The 1,757-nt window shown below is 55.7% G+C and carries 1 rRNA gene; it reads right to left on the bottom strand.

The window, feature by feature from the left end:
- Positions 1-438 precede the first annotated feature (438 nt).
- Positions 439-1,757 (bottom strand): 16S ribosomal RNA (locus HRF36_RS15460); the annotation flags it as partial.

Raw genomic sequence — 1,757 nt, 5'->3', positions numbered from 1 at the left:
TCAGTGTTATCTCATTCGCCAACCACATCCCAAAGGGCGGGTTGGTCTAAGAAATTGCACTTAGTATCACAAACAACGACCAACCCGAAGGCCGGCACTGCTTGCGACTAAGATGCTCGCGTCCACTGTGTAGTTCTCAAAATACGGGCGGCACCATGATCACCCTGCGATTGATGCAGGACTTTCATGGCCCAGAGGAAAAACCCCCACACACAAAGCATGGGTGCTTGGTCCCTCAGGACCCAACAGCGTGCACGCTCCCCACCGAAAACACCCTCACCTTCCAGACACCCGAAGATGCCGTACTAATGCTGATGCCCTCCGTGAAGAGCCATTGTCAATGTTCCACCCATGAGCGTCGGCCGAAGACATTCGCTTCGAAACCGACTTGACTCGTTGACCCCCGTGTATACCGCGGGGCGAGTACATGCTCCTTAGAAAGGAGGTGATCCAGCCGCACCTTCCGGTACGGCTACCTTGTTACGACTTAGTCCTAATCACCGATCCCACCTTCGACAGCTCCATCCACAAGGGTTAGGCCACTGGCTTCGGGTGTTACCGACTTTCATGACTTGACGGGCGGTGTGTACAAGGCCCGGGAACGTATTCACCGCAGCGTTGCTGATCTGCGATTACTAGCGACTCCGACTTCATGAGGTCGAGTTGCAGACCTCAATCCGAACTGAGACCGGCTTTTTGGGATTCGCTCCACCTTACGGTATTGCAGCCCTTTGTACCGGCCATTGTAGCATGCGTGAAGCCCAAGACATAAGGGGCATGATGATTTGACGTCATCCCCACCTTCCTCCGAGTTGACCCCGGCAGTCTCCTATGAGTTCCCACCATAACGTGCTGGCAACATAGAACGAGGGTTGCGCTCGTTGCGGGACTTAACCCAACATCTCACGACACGAGCTGACGACAACCATGCACCACCTGTATACCGACCTTGCGGGGCGACCATCTCTGGACGTTTCCGGTATATGTCAAGCCTTGGTAAGGTTCTTCGCGTTGCATCGAATTAATCCGCATGCTCCGCCGCTTGTGCGGGCCCCCGTCAATTCCTTTGAGTTTTAGCCTTGCGGCCGTACTCCCCAGGCGGGGAACTTAATGCGTTAGCTGCGACACGGAGACCGTGGAATGGCCCCCACATCTAGTTCCCAACGTTTACGGCATGGACTACCAGGGTATCTAATCCTGTTCGCTCCCCATGCTTTCGCTCCTCAGCGTCAGTTACGGCCCAGAGATCTGCCTTCGCCATCGGTGTTCCTCCTGATATCTGCGCATTCCACCGCTACACCAGGAATTCCAATCTCCCCTACCGCACTCTAGTCTGCCCGTACCCACTGCAGGCTGGGGGTTGAGCCCCCAGATTTCACAGCAGACGCGACAAACCGCCTACGAGCTCTTTACGCCCAATAATTCCGGACAACGCTTGCACCCTACGTATTACCGCGGCTGCTGGCACGTAGTTAGCCGGTGCTTTTTCTGCAGGTACCGTCACTTTCGCTTCTTCCCTACTAAAAGAGGTTTACAACCCGAAGGCCGTCATCCCTCACGCGGCGTTGCTGCATCAGGCTTTCGCCCATTGTGCAATATTCCCCACTGCTGCCTCCCGTAGGAGTCTGGGCCGTGTCTCAGTCCCAGTGTGGCCGGTCACCCTCTCAGGCCGGCTACCCGTCGTCGCCTTGGTGAGCCATTACCTCACCAACTAGCTGATAGGCCGCGAGTCCATCCTTGACCAAAATTCTTTCCAA

The sequence above is a fragment of the Frigoribacterium sp. VKM Ac-2836 genome, from assembly GCF_013248995.1.
Taxonomy (GTDB): domain Bacteria; phylum Actinomycetota; class Actinomycetes; order Actinomycetales; family Microbacteriaceae; genus Frigoribacterium.
Note: the sequence above shows the minus strand (reverse complement) of the source record. Positions and strands in the feature narration are given on the sequence as shown.